At 35.0% G+C, this 17810-nt stretch carries 17 protein-coding genes and 3 riboswitches; of the genes, 8 read left to right on the top strand and 9 right to left on the bottom strand.

Annotated features, from left to right (window positions below; translation table 11 throughout):
• Both kdpA and kdpF read right to left on the bottom strand, forming a co-directional pair.
• Complete coding sequence (gene kdpA / locus B7R65_RS10065; RefSeq protein ID WP_088042696.1) at positions 1–1671, bottom strand: potassium-transporting ATPase subunit KdpA; 1671 nt, start codon at positions 1669–1671, stop codon at positions 1–3.
• Positions 1672–1711: 40 nt separating this feature from the next.
• Positions 1712–1789 carry a K(+)-transporting ATPase subunit F gene (kdpF, locus tag B7R65_RS21975; protein WP_088042695.1) on the bottom strand — a complete coding sequence of 26 codons (78 nt, stop codon included), beginning with the start codon at positions 1787–1789 and terminating at the stop codon, positions 1712–1714.
• A 602-nt stretch (positions 1790–2391) separates the two neighbouring features.
• Positions 2392–2534: riboswitch (cyclic di-AMP (ydaO/yuaA leader) on the bottom strand.
• Positions 2535–2766: 232 nt separating this feature from the next.
• Positions 2767–2905: riboswitch (cyclic di-AMP (ydaO/yuaA leader) on the top strand.
• A gap of 116 nt (positions 2906–3021) precedes the next feature.
• Between kdpF and B7R65_RS10055 the strand changes: the two genes are divergently transcribed.
• From B7R65_RS10055 to B7R65_RS10040, 4 genes are all read left to right on the top strand, one after another.
• Positions 3022–3399, top strand: coding sequence for a Na-translocating system protein MpsC family protein (locus B7R65_RS10055; protein WP_088042624.1), 378 nt, complete (start codon positions 3022–3024; stop codon positions 3397–3399).
• 239 nt (positions 3400–3638) lie between these two features.
• A riboswitch (cyclic di-AMP (ydaO/yuaA leader) is annotated at positions 3639–3783 on the top strand.
• A gap of 164 nt (positions 3784–3947) precedes the next feature.
• Positions 3948–4346, top strand: a complete 399-nt coding sequence (locus B7R65_RS10050) for a hypothetical protein (RefSeq protein WP_142288234.1) — start codon at positions 3948–3950, stop codon at positions 4344–4346.
• Between the two features lie 33 nt (positions 4347–4379).
• Positions 4380–4799 (top strand): CBS domain-containing protein, encoded by a 420-nt coding sequence (locus B7R65_RS10045; protein ID WP_088042622.1) that lies wholly within the window; start codon positions 4380–4382, stop codon positions 4797–4799.
• 459 nt (positions 4800–5258) lie between these two features.
• Positions 5259–6329, top strand: coding sequence for a pyruvate kinase (locus B7R65_RS10040; RefSeq protein WP_088042621.1), 1071 nt, complete (start codon positions 5259–5261; stop codon positions 6327–6329).
• A gap of 37 nt (positions 6330–6366) precedes the next feature.
• Here B7R65_RS10040 and B7R65_RS10035 read toward each other — a convergent pair whose 3' ends face one another.
• Together B7R65_RS10035 and B7R65_RS10030 are read right to left on the bottom strand one after the other, a co-directional pair.
• Positions 6367–6708: a hypothetical protein gene (locus tag B7R65_RS10035; RefSeq protein ID WP_088042620.1), complete on the bottom strand. Its 342-nt coding sequence runs from the start codon at positions 6706–6708 to the stop codon at positions 6367–6369.
• A gap of 205 nt (positions 6709–6913) precedes the next feature.
• Entirely contained in the window at positions 6914–7813 is a 900-nt protein-coding gene (locus B7R65_RS10030; RefSeq protein WP_088042619.1) for a LysR family transcriptional regulator, read from the bottom strand.
• 203 nt (positions 7814–8016) lie between these two features.
• Here B7R65_RS10030 and B7R65_RS10025 point away from each other — a divergent pair, with 203 nt between their 5' ends.
• From B7R65_RS10025 to B7R65_RS10010, 4 genes are all read left to right on the top strand, one after another.
• Positions 8017–8616, top strand: coding sequence for a chromate transporter (locus tag B7R65_RS10025; RefSeq protein WP_088042618.1), 600 nt, complete (start codon positions 8017–8019; stop codon positions 8614–8616).
• 41 nt (positions 8617–8657) lie between these two features.
• Positions 8658–9200 (top strand): chromate transporter, encoded by a 543-nt coding sequence (locus B7R65_RS10020; protein ID WP_256941247.1) that lies wholly within the window; start codon positions 8658–8660, stop codon positions 9198–9200.
• 309 nt (positions 9201–9509) lie between these two features.
• Complete coding sequence (locus tag B7R65_RS10015; RefSeq protein WP_088042617.1) at positions 9510–10886, top strand: aspartate aminotransferase family protein; 1377 nt, start codon at positions 9510–9512, stop codon at positions 10884–10886.
• Between the two features lie 20 nt (positions 10887–10906).
• Positions 10907–12373, top strand: coding sequence for a CoA-acylating methylmalonate-semialdehyde dehydrogenase (locus tag B7R65_RS10010; protein WP_088042616.1), 1467 nt, complete (start codon positions 10907–10909; stop codon positions 12371–12373).
• 126 nt (positions 12374–12499) lie between these two features.
• On the opposite strand, the gene B7R65_RS10005 is transcribed toward B7R65_RS10010, so the two are convergent.
• The 5 genes from B7R65_RS10005 to B7R65_RS09985 all read right to left on the bottom strand — a co-directional run bounded on the left by B7R65_RS10005 (position 12500) and on the right by B7R65_RS09985 (position 17773).
• On the bottom strand, positions 12500–12709 hold the full coding sequence (locus B7R65_RS10005; protein WP_088042615.1) for a hypothetical protein: 210 nt from the start codon (positions 12707–12709) through the stop codon (positions 12500–12502).
• 47 nt (positions 12710–12756) lie between these two features.
• Positions 12757–14157, bottom strand: a complete 1401-nt coding sequence (gene hydA, locus B7R65_RS10000) for a dihydropyrimidinase (protein WP_088042614.1) — start codon at positions 14155–14157, stop codon at positions 12757–12759.
• Positions 14158–14183: 26 nt separating this feature from the next.
• Entirely contained in the window at positions 14184–15458 is a 1275-nt protein-coding gene (gene preA / locus B7R65_RS09995) for an NAD-dependent dihydropyrimidine dehydrogenase subunit PreA (RefSeq protein ID WP_088042613.1), read from the bottom strand.
• A gap of 14 nt (positions 15459–15472) precedes the next feature.
• The gene (locus tag B7R65_RS09990) at positions 15473–16810 is read right to left on the bottom strand and encodes an NAD(P)-dependent oxidoreductase (protein ID WP_373419558.1); all 1338 of its coding nucleotides are present in this window, start codon (positions 16808–16810) and stop codon (positions 15473–15475) included.
• A gap of 72 nt (positions 16811–16882) precedes the next feature.
• Positions 16883–17773: a nitrilase-related carbon-nitrogen hydrolase gene (locus tag B7R65_RS09985; RefSeq protein WP_088042611.1), complete on the bottom strand. Its 891-nt coding sequence runs from the start codon at positions 17771–17773 to the stop codon at positions 16883–16885.
• Positions 17774–17810 lie beyond the last annotated feature (37 nt).

Here is a 17810-nt window from a genome sequence, read left to right as displayed (position 1 = left end):
TCAAAACATCCCTAAATGCTCTGCTATCGGTCCAAGTGCAAGCGCTGGGAAAAACGTTAATGCACAGACGACTAAAATAATAGCTAATAAGATCACTGTAAACAGTGGTGTATCTGTTCGGAATGTTCCTGATGATGCTGCAACAACTTTCTTTGTAGAAAATGACCCAGCAATTGCTAACATAGCTATTATCGATATATATCGACCTAATAACATAACTAAACCTATTGTTATATTATAGAAATCCGTATTTGAAGTAAGTCCACCAAATGCCGAACCATTATTGGCAGCACCCGACGTGAAAGCATATATAACTTCTGATAATCCATGGAATCCAGGATTTAATATCGAAGCGACTGATCCTTTAAAAGCTAAAGCAATTGCGGTTGGGACCAAAATAATTAACGGGTGTATTAATATTGCAATTGAAGCTAACTTTATTTCCTTCCCTTCAATTTTCTTTCCTAAAAATTCAGGCGTACGTCCGACCATCAATCCACAGATAAAAACAGTCAGAATTACATATAAAAGACCGTTTAACAAACCTACACCTTTACCACCAAATACGTTATTTAACATCATTTCTACTAACGGAACAAAGCCTCCAATTGGTGTTAAAGAATCGTGCATTGTGTTTACAGCACCAGTGGTTGCGGCTGTTGTTGCGGCTGTAAATAAAGCTGATTCTGATAAACCAAATCGAACTTCTTTCCCTTCCATATTTCCATTTAAACCAAGAGAGTGTAAAGCTGGTGTCCCATTATATTCAGCTACAAAAACGACTGCAAGTAGCGAAATAAATAAAATCCCCATTGTTGCAAACACAGTCCAACCTTGTTTTTTGTTCTTAACCATTACTCCAAATGCATAAACCAATGCAGTTGGTAAAAGCATCATACTTAAAATTTGTATTAAGTTAGATAAAGGAGTTGGATTTTCAAATGGATGTGCTGCATTGGTTCCAAAAAATCCACCGCCATTTGTTCCAATATTTTTAATTGCTTCTAATGAGGCAACAGGTCCTCTAGTAATAATTTGTTTAACGCCTTCCATTGTTGTTGAATCAGCTGCACCGTGAAGTGTTTGTGGAACACCTTGAAAGACTAAAAATAATGCTACAATAAAAGAGATTGGTAACAATACACGAGTAATTGCACGTACTAAATCTACGTAAAAATTGCCTAGATTATCTTGGCGTCCAACTAAACCACGAATAAAAGCAATTGCAACAGCAAATCCTGTCGCCGCTGAAGTAAACATTGGGAAAGTTATGGCCATCATTTGTGAAAAGTATGAAAGTGTGTTTTCACCGCTATAAGCTTGCCAGTTTGTATTTGTAATAAATGAGATAGCTGTATTAAAAGCTAATGCTGAAGGCATATTACCTATATGATCTGGATTAAAAGGTAAGTATTTTTGAAATCTAAAGATTGCATATAAGATCAGCAACATTACAAAATTACAAAGTAACATTGATAAAATATATTTTTTCCATCCCATCTTCTCATTTTCTCGAACGCCAATTAATCGATAAATAAATTTTTCAACAGGGCCAAAAAAACGATCTAAACCTGTTTTTTCATAATCAAATACTTTCACAAGATAGTTACCAACGGGTTTCACTAATAAAATTATTAGTAGTAACGTGACGACTACCTGTATAATTCCCATGGACATTTTATAATTCCTCCCACTTTTTCATCTGAATTTACTAAAACTTTTCTGGTTTAATTAGTACGAATATTAAATATAGAAAAAGAACAATTCCTATCAATGCTGGTATTAGCATTTCTAAACTCCCCCTTTATGCCTTTTCACAAAATAATGTAAATCCCCAAAAAACCGCAAAGATCACAACTAATAAAACAATCATGCTTAAATCGTTTATCATATTTAATCACCTTTCTTTTTGCCAACTATAGTGCGTACAATTCCCTTTTGAATATTCATATAATCCCTTAAAACTATTATTCAATTTAGTAATATTTTGCCAATTCCAGATTCCCCCTAGAAAATTTTTATATGATATTTTCTTCTGTTATCATCCGCTTTCAGACTGAATCAACCTAAGATAATAAAAATAGACCAATGCTTACAATTCTCCCTGCTGAATAACTTTAAAACTAATAAGTAATAAACAATATCCTGTGTAAAAAGATACTATTATTCTATTAGTTTGAAGTTAATTCACATTTGGAAGAAAAGTACTCATTGGTCTACCTAACACCCAGCCAGCTTAAAGCTTTCTTTGTGTTCTGTCGCCCTGTTCTTTTCTAAAAAACAGACCTCTTTATTATTTTTTTGCAAAATAAAAAGACCTACATAATTACTCGCTCAGGTAAATTACTGCAAAAAGGCAATAAAAAACCCGCTCGAATTAGGCGGTCTACTGACCTCCCTCGCTTTAGCTGACGAAGTTAGCTGTCGGGTAGGATGGCGAAAGAGTATCTCATCCCTTCTACACATTGTAGAATTAACCCCAAAAAATTGGTTCCTCCGTTTACGAACAAATCGTAATTAAGCCGATATTTAAATTGTTGATTTGATTATAATCCTAAGGTTTTTGCTTGTAAAGATTTTTTTAAAAATTAACAAAACAAATAATTAATGATGAATCTTCAATAATAATTTAAACGAACGTTTCATTATAACTATATTTTACCGAAGTATTATTAGTACTGTTTATTTATTTTTTATAAAAATAAATTTTTCCACTTTACAAATATTTTAAACTAGGTATTATAAATCATATCTACAAAATATAATTTGCTTTAATCGCTTAATCATAATTTATGAGCGGGGGAACCAATTGGTGCATTGCACTTGGGGTGAATCCTTTTAGGTAGGGCTACTTTTCAAGTCCGAATCCGTCAGCTAACCTCGTAAGCGTATGAAGAGAGAATAACTTGATCGTGTTATTATTATTTCAAGATACTTATTGGAATGTATAAGCCACGAGAAGAGTCCTCTTCTCGTGGCTTTTTATTTTGTTCTTAAATAAAGTGTATTGGAGAGATTTTAATGGCACAATCGAAAAAAAGGCTTGAAATTGAGTTAAGTGAAGCATTTATTAAATTCCAGCGAGATCTGATTGGTAGAGGACCTCAAGAAGCAAAAACGTACTTTGTCGAAGATATGATAATTCTTCGTTTTAAAGGCGTCTTAACAACAGAAGAAAAACATCTTGTTTCTCATAGTACAGGAAAAGGACTTGTAAAAAAAATGCGTCAAGTTCTAAGAGAAATGTATAGTAAAGAATATGAAGCAATTATTGAAAAATTCACTGGTTGCAAAGTGTTATCTAGTCATAGTGATATTAGCACGAATACAGGTGAACGAATTGAAGTTTTTATAATGGATCAAAATATAAGTAAATTATTTGAGATCAATAATAAGTAATTATTAATCTACTATGAAAATATAATTTAATATTTTCATAGTAGATATTTCAATATACCTTTCTGTTCGTTTTTCTAATAAATAAAAGAAATGCTGAATGTCTTTAGCAGTTATTGGTTGATTAATAAAAATTTGAACACATTTATAACATCTATCCGAAAATCCGTGTCGATTTTTATGTATTTTTCTTTATTTACAATTTGGATCGTACAGGAGTACTATTGCTTTACTAATTTCATAATCTATATTCGCTGAATTCATTTTGAAGCGGGGGAACCAATTATGCGGTGGAATACCGCTAGGGGTGAATCTTTTATTAAAAGTAGGGCTACTCTCAAGGCCCGAATCCGACAGCTAACCTCGTAAGCGTTTCGGGAGGGGATACTATGGTGAATTTTCAAAACACTGGGTAAGCCTCAGTGTATTTTTTATGCTCTTTTTTAAGTGGAATAGGATAAAAAAATCAAAATCTTAGAAGGTGACATGAAATGAGAGACATAAAAAAAATAGTACTTTGGAGTTGTCTCATCCTAACCCTAGGCTACCAAATGTCAAAAACTAAAGATCAGATTCAGAATAAACCGAATGTACCAAAAATAAATATTAATTTGATTAATAAAAAACGGAATAAACATAATACAATCTATACTTTTAAATTGTACAATAACTCTACTCAAACTATTAAACAGAGTAGTGTATATTTACACTACAACATTAAACTACCACAAGGTGTTCGAAATAACCCTTTTAAAGTTGAAGCAAAGGGAAATAAGTTGAATATTAAACCTGATGAAAAAGTAACATTAACTGTGACAATACCGAATGAATCAGGCTTAAAAACAAACATATTAGACATTAATCATCCTGTAATCGAAGTGGTTGGTTATATTAATAAGATTAGTAATGACAACTTGTTCCATTTAACATTAAAAGTAAAAAATAATTAATATGATTAAATTTACAATAGGAGAAACGTTTTAATGAATATAGCATTTTTCTTCACCCCGAAAGTTGACCTTATTTACATGAATAAAAATTCAACAATGCGCCAAGCGCTTGAAAAAATGGAATACCATCGATATTCTGCCATACCTTTAGTTGATGATGATGGAAAATATGCAGGTACACTAACTGAAGGCGATTTACTGTGGAAACTAAAAAACACGCAAAGTTTAACTTTTACTAACACCCAAGATATACGTTTAAATGAAATATCTTTGCACAACTTAAACGAACCTGTTCATATCAACGCTGAAATCGAAGATCTATTTTCTAGAGCTATCGAACAAAATTTTGTACCTGTTATTGATGACAATGAAGTTTTTATTGGAATGGTTAAAAGAAAAGAAATTATAGAGTATTGTAGTAGAAAAGTATTACTACAAAAACAAATGAAGTAATTCTTATTTGAATTGATTTAAATGATATTATTCAAATTAAACTATCTATTATAAACTAAAAAAAAGACTAGTTTCAATTTTGAAACTAGTCTCTTTTCCTGAAAAATCACCTTGAACCTAGTAAAAAATCCTCAAATTTAGATTTAATTTATGTCGTCTTTCCTTTTTTGATTTGTATTTCAGCAATAAATGAAACTTTTCATTCCTACCTTTCTTTTATAATAATTTCATTTCCATTAGATCTCTTGTCTTTGCAGAAATCTCCACTGGAGTTTGAATGAATCAATTTCGTTATTTCTCAACCATATTTAACTCCGCTCTTTAATAACTTCAAAATAATCGTATCCGTTAAGGCTTTAATTTCAGTATTGACATCATATTGTTGTCAAGTGTAGTTAATTAATAATAAAAAACGTTTAGTCTTGGGCATAATAGTTCCAATAAATGGAGGTGATTCCTATGCCGATTGATCGAATATGTACCATTGGGCCATCAAGTTTTGATAAAGAAGTTCTTAAAGACATGATCAATCACGGAATGACAATTGCCCGACTGAATTTTTCTCATGGGACCCACGACAGTCACTTAAGTGTTATTCAATCAATTAAATCGCTCTGTATCGAGTCAGGGTATCAAATCAAATTATTAGGTGATCTCCAGGGTCCAAAAATTCGATTGGGAAAAATAAAAGATGAAAAAGTCGTACTTAAAAACGGACAGACCTTTACACTTCTCATTGAAGAAGTAGTTGGCGATCGTAATCAAGCAAGTGTTGATTATGAAGGGTTAGTCCATGACGTGAAGCCCGAAAATCGAATACTGATAAACGATGGTGCGGTCGAATTGATTGTTACGAATGTGGATCAAAAACAAATTACGACTACTGTAAAAACAGGTGGAGAAATATCGTCACATAAAGGTGTTAACCTTCCAGGAGTAGTATCGAGTTTACCCGCTATTACCGAAAAAGATAAACAAGATATTGAATTTCTATTACAAGAGGAAGTTGATTACATTGCTTGTTCGTTTATTCGGAAGTCATCGCATTTAAAAGAAATACGAAATTTTATTAAATCCCAAAAAGGAAATACACCTCAGTTAATTGCAAAGATTGAAACGTCAGAGGCTGTCCGTAATTTCCAAGAAATTTGTAAAGAGACGGATGCACTGATGATTGCTCGTGGTGACCTTGGCGTGGAGCTTCCTTTTCAGTGGATTCCACTTTTACAAAAGGCGATGATAAGTGAGTGTAATCGGAATGGTACATATGTCATTACCGCCACTCAAATGCTACAATCGATGGTTGATTCAAAATTACCAACAAGAGCAGAAGTGACGGATGTATTTCAAGCCATAATGGATGGAACGAATGCAGTCATGTTGTCTGCTGAAAGTGCTGCTGGTCATTACCCTGTCCAAAGCGTAGAAACATTAAAGCTTGTAGCTCAATTTGCAGAAAGCGTAAAGCTAAAATCTCCATTAGACTTTGCAGATATACTAGAATTGATGAATTCTACAATAAGAGAATAAAAAATTAACCCCGTAACTACTAGATACGGGGCTTTTGTTAATCACATTCCGTAAAACTACGGACTAATTCGTTTTCGAGAGGTAATTCGTAAAATCCAGATAATGTACGATACTGCGTCAAATACGATTCGAAATTTTGCAAATTGAACGCTTCTTTATTGTGTCGTCTACATAATAATGGCTTATTCATCGCAGTAAATTTGTTGATGGCGCTTATGATCGATTGTACATCCTCGTTAGACATTGGCTCAGGGAATCTACGTTTAATGACGTGTTCCTTCAATTGGCCTTTCGTATCGTCTAATGCTGAACTTATGCAACTTACTAACTTATCCTCTAATCGAACTAAGTATAGGTCTTGACTTTCCGTTGGATACATACTCATCCCCTACTATTATTCATATTTATAACACAAAAATAATTCATTCATTCTACACTGCTTTCCACTAAAAATACTTGAAATGGGTTATTTTTAACAGTCTTAACAGTATATAAGCTCTATGTTATTTTGTGTGGATTTTCATATGGGTTAGAATAGCGTTTTTTTGTAAAAAGGCTTAGGATAATTAACATTCTAGTTCACTTTACTCATTTTCAAAATGGTTACTTCTAATAAAATCAATAAAATTCGAAACACTTAGTTTATCAAATCTTTTCGGTTTTCTAACGAGCCATAACTTTCTTTTCAACTCAAATCCTTTCACATTAACATTGCATAGTAATCCTTGCTTGAGCTCTCTTGCAACAGTTAATCTAGATAAAATGCTAATACCAAGTCCCGCTTCAACCGCACTTTTAATGGCTTGTGTACTTCCAATTTCCAAATAACTTTCAAGCTTATGTAATATACCAAATTCTCTTAAACTGTTTTCTACTATTAGTCGTGTACCTGAGATTGCTTCACGCCAAATAATTCGTTCATTTATAAGTTCTTCAATTTCAATTTCTTTTCGGTTACTCCATGGATGGTCACTGGGACAAATCAGCACTAATTCGTCTTCTGTAAACTCTTCTACAATAAAGCTAGTGTTCTCGACAATCCCCTCTACAAGCGCCAAATCTATTACATCATTTGATAAATCTTCTAAAATACTCGGTGTGTTTCTAATATTTAAAGTTAGTTTTATTTCCGGTTTTTGTTTTTTAAAACTTCCAAGTAAGCATGGTAATAAGTAATCCCCAATTGTGGGTGATGCACCTATTTTAAGACTTTCATCGTACTCTCCTTTTAACTGTTGTAATGATTCTACAGATCTATAAAAGTCATCTACAATTATTTTGGCAAAAGGATAAAGCAACTTACCTGATTCAGTGACTCTCAATTTCCCCTCTGATCGATCAAACAACAATGTACCATAAAAGTTTTCCAATTGATGAATTTGCCTAGTAACAGCTGGCTGAGAAACATAATTTAAACGGGCAGCCTGACTAATACTTCCTACGTCAACTACTAAACAAAACATTTTCAAATTTTCTATATTCAATCCAAACAACTCCAATTTTATAATTACTCTCGAACAAATCGTTCATTCATTATTTATTTCAGATGCTGACCTATAAAAGTCTGTTATACCCCATGCAATTATTGCAATTTACTATTTTATTTTCTATTGATACGATACAGAAAACAAGATAAACAAATGTGTGTTAAGGAACACGAATTTACGAAAAGAAAGTAGAGGACAACATGCAGAGTAATTGGAAACAGTTATATCAAATTTTTTGGTCGTTTTTTAAAATTGCTCCTTTAACATTTGGTGGTGGATATGCCATGATTCCATTAATTGAAAAAGAAGTAGTAAATAAAAATAAATGGTTAGTATTAGAAGATGTATCAGATATTTTTGCATTAGCTCAATCCGTACCAGGAGCTATCGCTATAAACTCTGCGGCTTTTATCGGCCACAAAATAGGTGGGATAAGAGGAGCTATTGCAGCAGTACTAGGTGTTTCCCTACCTACATTTTTTATCGTTCTTACATTAGGTTATGTATATAGTTTACTTAAAGATCAACCAGAAATAAATGGCGCATTTCTATCGATTAGGGCCTCGATCATAGCATTAATTGTCTATGCGGCAATAAAAGTAGGTAAAACAGCCATTATTGATAAGTTCACTTTTTTTCTATGTATCATTTCAATTCCATTACTTTTTTTTATTCATCCTCTTTTAGCTATTTTAATTGGTGCCCTAATTGGCATAGTAAAATTCTTTATTCAATTAAAAAGCGATAAAAAAGGTAAATTTGAAAGACAGAAAAGTAACGAATCTTTTGATATTAATTAATTTACTTCGACAATAAAATTTGAAATAAATGAGGAAAAATTATGATTTTGTGGGAATTATTTAAAATGTTTTTTATACTTGGTTTAGCATCCTTTGGTGGTGGCTATAGTATTATTTCAGTCTTAGGTTTAGATGTGATGAAAAACCATTGGATGTCATCCCAAGACCTGACAAACATAGTTGCAGTAGCAGGAATGTCTCCTGGCCCAATTGCTACAAATAGTGCTATTCTTGTAGGAAATCATATAAATGGATTTTTAGGCGCAATTGTTTCAGCACTCGGAATGCTGTTACCATCCTTTCTACTTGTATTAATTGTAGCAACATGTTTTCAAAAGCTAAATCAGAATCCAATTGTTCAGTCAATTTTTTATGGATTGCGACCAATAGTTACGAGTTTGATATTATTTGCAGCTATTAAATTTGCCCTCTCGAATGATTTAATTTCTACGAATCTTTCGTTCAAATCAATTGGCTTATTTCTAATTTTTATCTTATCTTTCATTTCCTTAGGTAAATTCAAATGTCATCCTGCTCTTATCTTATTAATCTCAGGAATAGTAGGTTCTATTTTTTATGCATAGTTAAATCTTATGCCCCAGTAATTCTACCTGTTTATAATCAAGACTAAAGTCTGAACCCAAGTTAGATGATTCAGGCTTTTTATTATGTATAATGACTAATTCCACGTTTTTTAACTTTATCAAAGTAGTTGCAGTCTTTATATAATCATTAATTTTCTTGTACGCCCCAGATTTCTGCTCTTTTCATCTCCAATAATTAATATTACATAACGAATCATAAAATCCTACAATCCTTATAAAATATGTATAAGAATGATTAAAACTTTCATTTTATTATGCAGTTAAATAGAGAAAGTTGGTGACTTTATAGTGAATGAAAAAAATGTAAAAGAATCTCATTCTACTACCCTCTCTAAGGAAGAACTTCTTGAAATAGACAGAAAACATGTTTGGCACCATATGACACCTCACAATCCGAATCCAATGATTCTTGTATCAGGTAAGAATAGTACTGTAACTGACATTGACGGAAAAAATTACTTAGATGGAATGTCAGGCTTATGGTGCGTTAATGTTGGCTATGGTCGAGAAGAAATTGCTTTAGCCGCTTCAGAACAAATACAAGCTATTCCTTATGTTCCAATGTCACAGGGCAATGTACCTTCCATCTTATTAGCTGAACAGTTAAATAAATGGCTTGGTGGTGACTATCGCATTTTTTATTCTAATTCTGGCTCTGATGCAAATGAAGTAGCTTTTAAGATTGCAAGACAATATCATCAACAAAATGGAGAACCTTCACGTTTTAAATTTATTTCCAGATATCGTGCGTACCATGGTAATTCAATGGGGGCATTAAGTGCGACAGGCCAAGCCCACCGTAAAACGAAATACGAACCGTTATCGCCAGGTTTTATACATGTTGCCCCACCCTATTGTTACCGTTGTCCTTTTGACAAAACATTTGGAGAATGTGGTCTTGCATGTGCTAAAACGTATGAAGATGTAATTAACTATGAAGGCGCAGAAACAATTGCCGGTATTATCTTAGAACCTGTGATTACTGGAGGTGGAGTCATCGTCCCCCCACCTGAATACTTAACTGAAGTTCGAAAAATTTGTGATAAATTCGGTATTCTACTTATTGTTGATGAAGTAATTTGTGGTTTTGGGAGATCCGGCAAAAAATTTGGACATCAAAACTTCGGTGTACAACCCGATATCGTCACAATGGCAAAGGGTATGACCAGTGCCTATTCTCCACTATCAGCAACTGCAATTCGCAGTGAGCTATATGAGGTATTTAAAAAACCGGGACCAGATAATCATTTTCGCCATGTGAACACTTTTGGAGGAAATCCAGCTTCTTGTGCTATTGCATTAAAAAACTTAGAAATAATTGAAAGAGAAAATTTAATTGAACGTGCAGCCTATCTAGGTACTGAGCTCCGTAAAAAATTAGATAGTTTGCTGATGCATAAAAATGTAGGAGACATTCGAAGCTTTGGCTTTATTGTAGGAATAGAGCTTGTTGAGGACAAAACTAGTAAAATACCTGCTAGTCCAGAGAAGGTATTAAAAATAATCTCTGAATGTAAAGAGCATGGATTAATTATCGGCAAAAACGGAGATACAGTTCCTGGGTTTAACAATATAATCACCTTAGCTCCACCATTTACAACAACAGACGATGAAATTGATTTTATTGTGAACACATTATTAAATGCATTTGCAACTCTATCATAATTCTATTGAGGTGAGACACAATGTCTATACAGACCAATATAAAAGTATTAAAAAATTTTATTAATGGTGAATGGGTAGAGGCTTCTCCATATTCTACAAAAATACCTGTTCCTAATCCAGCAACTGAAGAAATTTTAGCTTTTGTTCCTTTGTCCCAATCCGAAGATTTAGAAAGTGCTGTTTTAGTTGCTAAAAATGCCTATTCTACTTGGAGTAAAACACCGGTTCCGAGACGTGCTAGAATACTATTTAAATTTCAACAATTATTAGTGAAGCATTGGGATGAACTTGCTAAATTAATAACAATTGAAAATGGTAAAAGTATAAAAGAGGCATATGGAGAAGTTCAACGCGGAATTGAGTGTGTTGAATTTGCTGCCGGTGCACCAACACTTATGATGGGCAAACAATTACCAGATATCGCTACAAACATCGAATCTGCAATGTTTCGTTATCCTGTAGGGGTTATCGGTGGAATTACACCATTTAATTTTCCAATGATGGTACCATGCTGGATGTTCCCATTAGCTATTGCTTGTGGAAACACTTTTATATTAAAGCCTTCTGAACGGACACCTTTACTTGCAAATCGTTTAGCTGAACTATTCCATGAAGCTGGGCTACCAAAAGGTGTGTTTAATATAGTTCATGGAGCAAATGAAGTCGTAAATGGTTTGCTTCGACATAAAGATGTATCTGCCATTTCATTTGTAGGTTCTCAGCCGGTTGCTGAATATGTATATAAAACTGCTGCAGCAAATGGTAAGCGCGTTCAAGCTTTAGCCGGTGCAAAAAATCATAGTATAGTTTTAGAAGATTCCAACTTAGATGAAGCTACTAGCCAAATTATAACGGCAGCATACGGTTCTGCTGGTGAACGATGTATGGCATGTTCAGTTGTCGTAGCGGTAGGAGACATTGCGGAGCCTCTCATTGAAAAACTCACACAGGAAGCACATAATCTTACAATTGGAAATGGATTAGAGGATGATGTGTTCCTAGGTCCGGTAATTCGTAAAGAGCATCGTGAACGAACAGAACAATATATTGAAAGTGGTGTTCAAGAAGGTGCCATCTTATTACGTGATGGTCGCAATGATTTGGTCAACAATGAAAAAGGTTACTTTATTGGACCAACAATCTTTGATCATGTAACTCCATCGATGAAAATTTGGAAAGAAGAAATTTTTGCACCAGTACTTTCAATCGTTCGAGTAAATACACTTGAAGAAGCAATCGAGCTGACAAACAAATCGGATTTTGGGAATGGAGCATGTATTTTTACTGACAGTGCAAAAAGCATTCGATACTTCCGAGAAAACATCAATGTTGGTATGTTAGGAGTAAATATCGGTGTTCCAGCACCTATGGCATTTTTCCCATTCTCGGGATGGAAAAACTCTTTTTACGGAGACCTTCATGCTAACGGATCAGATGGAGTAGAATTCTATACAAGAAAAAAAATGATTACAAGTCGACTTGAGTAATAAGTGATAATAAACAAAAGAACTAACGCATGCGTTAGTTCTTTTACATTTTAATCTATTATTCTTATAAATAATGCAGATAAAACGTACGCTATAAGCACTTCTACAACTTCTCTTAAAAATAGCCTAAGTATACTTTAATAGGAGAGAAACGAAATATTTCCGAGTGTCTGCATTCATTATGTGTAAAGTAATAAGATTTACTGTTTCTCCTTGATTTTCAAATTCAACAAATGCACCATCAAGTGTCTCTCGGATGTTATTAATCTTGTATCCTTTTTCAATTAGAGAATCTATTTGACCCTTTTCGTTTAAAAATTCCTTATAGGACGTCATTTACTATTCTCCTCCTCTACATCTCCTCCAACCTATCTCTCCCATTCTCATAAACTAGTAGTCGCCTGTTCCCCATATTTGTTTCTCTTTAAGTATTGCCCGCTTCCTGGATCACCTACAAACTGCTTATTTCGTATCACAAATTCTCCCCGAACTAGAACACTCACAGGCTCACCGGTTACATTCATTCCTTCAAATGCATTATAATCAACTGCCATATGGTGGGTTTCAGAAGAAATCGTTCGTTTGATATTCGGATCAAAAATGACTAAATCTGCATCTGAACCCACTGCAACCGTGCCTTTTTGAGGGAATAATCCAAATAACTTGGCACTTCTTGTAGAAGTGATGTCAACGAACTGATTTAATGAAATTCTGTCTTTCATTACACCTTCTGAGAATAGAATGCTCATTCGATCTTCTATCGTCGGACCTCCATTTGGAATCTTTGTAAAATCGTTTCGCCCAAGTTCTTTTTGGCCTTTAAAGTCAAATGAGCATTGATCTGATCCTACAGTTTGCAGTTGTCCGTTCCTTAATGCGTTCCATAATACGTCTTGATTCCACTTTTCACGTAGAGGAGGCGACCAAACATATTTTGCTCCTTCAAAATTAGGTTTTTCTAGCATCGTTTGATCAAGAACTAAATATTGTGGGCAAGTTTCCCCCCATACATTAAACCCTTTATCTCGTGCTTCAGATATTTTTTCGACGGCCTGGGCACAAGTTACATGAACAACATATAATTGTGAATTTACAAGCCCCGTTAATGTAGCTGCTCTACCTGTTGCCTCGCCCTCTAATTCTGGTGGTCTCGTCAGCGCATGGTAAATTGGATCCGTTTTCCCTTCAGCTAATGCTTGCTTTGTTAGATAGTCGATGACATCACCATTTTCCGCATGTACCATAACAAGAGCCCCTAGTTCTTTGGCAGAAACTAAAGTACGATACAATGTTGCATCATCAGCTTGTAGTACATTTTTATAAGCCATAAAAACTTTAAAAGATGTAATTCCTTCTTTTTCGATTACTTTCGGAAACTCATCTAAAACCTTGTCATTTATTTCACCAATCATGAGATGAAATCCATAATCAATAACCGCTTTATCTTTGGCTTTTTCATGCCATTTTTCAATTGCTGTTTGAAGTGGTTCTTCTTTATTTGTTAAACAAAAATCAATAATTGTCGTTGTTCCTCCAAATGCAGCCGCGGTTGTTCCAGTTTCAAAATCATCCTTCGTGACTGTTCCTCCAAACGGCATATCTAAATGAGTATGAGGATCGATACCTCCGGGGAAAATATAATATCCTGTAGCATCTATAATTTCTAAATCTGATCCTTTTAAATTTGTACCAATAGCAGAAACTTTTCCTTCCTCTATAAGAATATCTGCTTTATAGATGTCGGTTGCAGTAACAATCGTCCCATTTCGAATCAGTTTTTTCATCTTCTTTTTCCTTTCTCGTTTATCTTTTATTCATACTTAGTTGATAAACTACTAATGGCATGTTGCCGTTCATTCCATGTCATCGAAGGCTGTTCGCTCGGAAGTTCAACCATGTTTATAGCACCATCTACAGGACATACAATGGCGCATAAATTACATCCTACACAATCTTCTTCCCGAACCTTTAAATATGGCTTTCCATTATCTTCTACTAACATATCAATACATTGATGTGATGTGTCTTCACAAGCAATATGACACTTATTGCAGTTAATGCACACTTCCTTATCTATTCTAGCGACTACTTGATAATTGAGATTTAAATTGCCCCAATCGGAATATTTATGAACCGACTTTCCTACTATGTCCATAACAGAAGAGATACCTTTTTCATCTAAATAATTATTTAAACCATCAATCATGTCCTCAACGATTCGGAAACCGTGATGCATTGCGGCAGTACAGACTTGAACACCAGTAGCACCCATTAACAAAAATTCAACTGTATTTTGCCAATTAGAGATTCCACCAATGCCTGAAATTGGTACTGTAATGCGTGGATTCCGAGCGCATTCTGCTACCATATTTAAGGCAATCGGCTTAACTGCAGGACCACAATATCCACCGTGCGCTCCTTTTCCAGCTACGTGTGGAATGGTATTCCAAGAATCTATATCTACTCCCATTAAACTGTTGATTGTGTTGATCATACTGACTGCGTTAGCTCCGCCTCGTACCGCTGCTTCCGCTGTTACAGTTATATCCGTAATATTTGGAGTAAGCTTTACGATTACAGGTGTTTGTGCCATTTCTTTAACCCAATATGTTTGTTTCTCTACTAATTCAGGTACTTGACCTGATGCAGCTCCCATCCCTCGCTCGGCCATACCATGTGGGCATCCAAAGTTCAGTTCTAATCCATCAACTCCTACATCCTCAACTCTTTTAACGATTTCATGCCATTTTTCTTGTTTCGGTTCAACCATAAGTGAGGCGATGATTGCTCGATCTGGGAACATTTTTTTTGTTTCATAAATTTCTTTTAAATTCACTTCTAGAGGTCGATCCGTAATAAGTTCAATGTTGTTAAAACCAGCAACTCTTTGACCATTGAAGTTAATTGCAGCAAAACGTGAAGTAGTATTAATAATTGGTTCTCCTAATGTTTTCCAAACTGCACCTCCCCACCCGGCTTCAAAAGCACGTTGTACTTGATATCCCGAATTTGTTGGAGGGGCAGAAGCAAGCCAAAATGGATTAGGTGATTCAATGCCCGCTAAATTAATTCGTAAATCTGCCATGCAAGTACCTCCTTTTAAGTACTTAACTGTTGATGAATAGCATAAGCAACTTCTTTTCCCTGCTGGGCCGCAGACACGACCATTGCTTCCCCAAGCCCTTTCCCAAAAATAACATCTCCACAAGCAAATATTTTCGGATTGGATGTCTGAAAGGTTTCCTGATTGATTTTTACCACGCCACCACTATGCTCTAATTTAAATTGTTCAATTAACTCTTTATATCGGGATTGACCAATAGCTTTTATGACCCCATCTACCGGAATCATAAAATTAGAACCTACTATAGGGATTGGACGACGTCGACCGTCTTCTCCTACATCACCTAGCTCCAAACGAATACACTCTAACCCTGATACTTTTTCGTTTTCACCAATGATTCGTACTGGTGCTGTTAACCAACGGAATTCGACGCCATCCTGTTTTGCAAATTCATATTCAAATTCGTAAGCTGTCATTTCTTCAACTGTTCTACGGTATAAAATTTTGACATTTGTTGCTCCTAATCGAACAGAACATGTAGCTGCATCAATTGCGGTATTCCCAGCTCCGATGACAACAATATTTTTCCCTACAAACCTTTTCGATAACTCTCCCAATTTTGTCTCTTTCACAAAATCAATCGCATCGTATACTCCATTCAAATCTTCCCCATCGATACCAAGCATAGGTACTTTCCCCATGCCAATTGCCAAAACAACCTTGTCATAATTCTCTATCAAATACGCTGTTGAAACATCTCTTCCAACTTTAGTATTTGTACGTATTTTTACTCCTAAGCTTTCTACTTGCTCAACTTCCCAACTTGAAATATTCTTCGGTAGTCGGAAAGAAACGATACCATATCTATTTAATCCTCCCGCATGATTTTCCGCTTCATAAATCGTTACACGATAGCCAAGTAGGGCAAGTTCACGTGCAGCTGACAAACCTGAGGGGCCACTACCAACGATTGCAACTGTCTTTCCATTCATTTTCCCGGCCTGAAATAGCACCTGATTATTTTTGATCGCCCAATCTGTCGCATATCGTTGTAAATTTCCAATCAAAATTGGTTTAGTAGAAGAATTTAGTACACAAGCACCTTCGCAGAGCTCTTCTGTTGGACAAACACGTGCACAGCTTGCTCCAACTGGATTGGATGACATGATCGTTTTGGCTGAACCTTTTAAATTTCTAGAACCAATTTTCTTAATAAACGAGGGAATATCAATACCTGTAGGGCATGCTTTAATACATGGCGCATCATAGCAATATAAACAACGGTGTGCTTCTTCATACGCTTCTTTATCCGATAATCCAGGATGTACTTCTTCAAAGTTTTTCGATAAATCTGTCACCGAAACTCTATCCACTGACAACACCCTCCTAATAGCATACAAAGTCGCTCTGTTAGAAAGCGGTTTTTTCCTGCACTTGTTATATCATTAAGGAAGAAATTTCGTCATATCTTCATACGTTTCCGGACGACGATCACGATAAAATTGCCATAAATCCCGAACTTCTCGAATCATCTTTCTATCCATCTCACCGATGATTACTTCTTCTTTATCGCGGCTTGCCGTCGCGACAAAATTCCCTCTAGGGTCAACTAAATAAGACTGTCCATAAAATTCACCCATATTCCATGGACCTTCATACCCCACTCGATTAATCGCACCAACATAATATCCATTTGCTACCGCATGGGCAGGCTGCTCGATTTTCCATAAATATTCAGACAATCCTGCAACTGTCGCTGATGGATTGAAAACAATTTCAGCCCCTTTTAGACCTAATACCCTAGCACCTTCAGGAAAGTGACGATCATAACAGATATAAACTCCAACTTTTGCAAATGCTGTATCAAAAACCTGGTATCCTAAATTCCCAGGCTTAAAATAAAATTTTTCCCAAAAACCACAGCCTTCGGATCCTACACCTACTTGAGGAATATGATGTTTACGATATTTTCCGAGATAAGATCCATCTGCATCAATAACTGCTGCTGTATTATAGTAAGTTGCTATTCCTTCTCTTTCATAGATTGGTAGAATAATGACTATACCAAGTGACTTTGCCAATTCCTGAAACAGTTTAGTAGTCGGCCCGTTTGGAATTTCTTCAGCTGCATCATACCACTTTGTATTTTGCTCAGCACAAAAGTATGGACCGTAAAAAATCTCTTGCAAACAAACAATTTGCGCTCCTTTTTCTTTCGCTTCCATAACAAGTTTAATATGTTTTTCAATTGCAGCTTTTTTGTGATTTTCCACTGGTTCATTTCCGTTCACATCATTAGTGGCTTGTATTAAGCCAATTTTTACAATATCAGACATACCAATTTCCTCCTTATTGTATTTGAATAAGACACCA

The sequence above is a fragment of the Bacillus sp. EAC genome (assembly GCF_002156875.1).
Taxonomy (GTDB): domain Bacteria; phylum Bacillota; class Bacilli; order Bacillales; family Bacillaceae_G; genus Gottfriedia.
This window is presented reverse-complemented; position numbering and strand designations above follow the sequence as displayed.